At 67.2% G+C, this 597-nt stretch carries 1 protein-coding gene; it reads right to left on the minus strand.

From position 1 onward, the window contains the following. Nucleotides 1-9: 9 nt before the first annotated feature. On the minus strand, nucleotides 10-597 hold a 588-nt coding region (locus AC3EO4_RS55720; RefSeq protein ID WP_431905005.1), incomplete at its 5' end, for a transposase family protein.

Here is a 597-nt window from a genome sequence, read left to right on the forward strand (position 1 = left end):
GAGCCCTTTTCATCCTGCTTCGCGGAGTTGGAGTATGAGGATGGCTTTGACGAGCTGACCTGCGAGAAGAGGGCAGCAGCGTAACTTGCGAAGGATGCGCCACGTCTTCAACTGCGCATTCGCGCGTTCACCCGGTCCGCGGAGCTTGGCGTGCGAGGAGTTCGCGGTCTTCTGCGAGGTCGGCTTGCTGCGCCCCTTGTACGGCACCCGGACGGCCTCACCAGCGCCGACGTAGCCCTTGTCCGCGAGGGCGATCAGACCTGCGGCCTGCAGTCGGCGCACGATGCCCCAGATTCGTGCCGCCTTCAGGTCGTGCACCGAGCCCGGCAGGGAACCGGAGGTCCACAGCGGCGTGCCGTCCGGGGTAGCCAGGACCTGGATGTTCATGCCGTGTTTCTTATGCTTGCCGGAGTAGTACGGCCGGTCGGCGGCGACTCGGTCGATCGGGATCAGGGTGCCGTCCAGCACCACGAAGGGGTATCCGGCGCGCTGGGCGGCGCGTAAGGCCTGGTCCAGGCGAGGCGCGCGAGCGGCAAGCAGTGCGATGGTCTCGCGAATGTAGCGCCATGCGGTGGTGGCGCCCACGGCGAAGCCCGC

It is taken from the genome of Nonomuraea sp. bgisy101, from assembly GCF_057708945.1.